The organism is Mesorhizobium sp. P5_C1, assembly GCF_054049815.1.
The window spans coordinates 1-1,080 of the sequence record NZ_JBFULQ010001068.1 but is presented as its reverse complement, the minus strand read 5'-3'; the positions used below and the strand labels follow the sequence as shown (position 1 = coordinate 1,080).

The following is a 1,080-nucleotide window of genomic DNA, read 5'->3' as shown; positions in this document are numbered from 1 at the left end:
GTCTGGGGGGTGGTGGGGCAGGCAAGCATGGGGCCGTCGTTTGTGGGAAAACGACGGCCTTTCCTTTCGACGGCTACCTGGCTTCAGGGTTTTGCCGGCGCGCAAAATGTTCATAGGTGATTTGCCAGGGGTCGCTCTCGGAATCTCTTTCCTCGCCGATCCAATGGAAGCTGTCGGCAGTGATCTCGGTGAAACGCCATCGGGTTTTCAAACCGCGCGAGTCATTGCCGAGCTGGACGATGTCCTTCCCCTAGGTCCGCCCGACCTGGTGCGAGTGATCCCGGTTGAGCGGGTCGTTCCATATGATGTGCCAGCCATCGATCCCAGGATCGAAGATGCGCAATGTCGTGCCATACATCGTTGACGGCGCAGGCCGCTTGGGCCTGATCCAAACGTCCTGGATCGCGCGGCCTCCAAGCACCCAGCCAAAATGGCATTCTCCATTCCATTTCTGCGTTGTGCCGTCGTCGAGGTGGTGGACCGTATCCATTTCCCAACTTCCAACCAGCCATCCATACAGGGCCATGTCTTTCGCCCGGTCGGCTGGGGGACCTTCGGATCCGAGAGCGGTGAGAAACGGAGAAATCGTCATCGTCCTATGCCTTTCCAGCTAAACGAACCAAACTGCCTGAGCAGCCCTGCCGGCCATTGTCGCGCTCGCCCGCCGCAAGAGCGCCGCCTAGTGGAATTTTGCGATGGAGGCCCGTGTCGGCGTCGGAACATTGCCGCCACAACTTGCGGCGTTGCGGTGTCCAGGGCTTGGGGAAAATTGCTGTAGTTCCGCTATGAATGAGATCGTCTGCGAAACGCGATGGCGAGCGGACCCGCATGCGCATCCTTCGCGATATGCGCGCAGGATAGGCCATTTGGCTTAATTGCGAGATTGCTAATATGCTTGTACTTTGATCGTTGCTGGTCCCTCGAAGCCCCAGCATTGGCCGGCACGGCCCAGCGCCACCCCGAAGGCTGCAACCGTGCCGGCCTACCACGTGGCTGCCGTTCTCCACTTCGATCAATTCTAGCGTGTTGGCGCGTGCCAGCGACGACAGGTGCTAAGCAATCTTGCGTTTCGGCGAGGCG

At 59.5% G+C, this 1,080-nt stretch carries 1 protein-coding gene; it reads left to right on the top strand.

Features of this window, described 5'->3' with window-relative positions:
- Nucleotides 1–364 (top strand): hypothetical protein (locus ACXJ7R_RS33935; RefSeq protein ID WP_457155607.1); only part of this gene is annotated, 364 nt, incomplete at its 5' end.
- Nucleotides 365–1,080 lie beyond the last annotated feature (716 nt).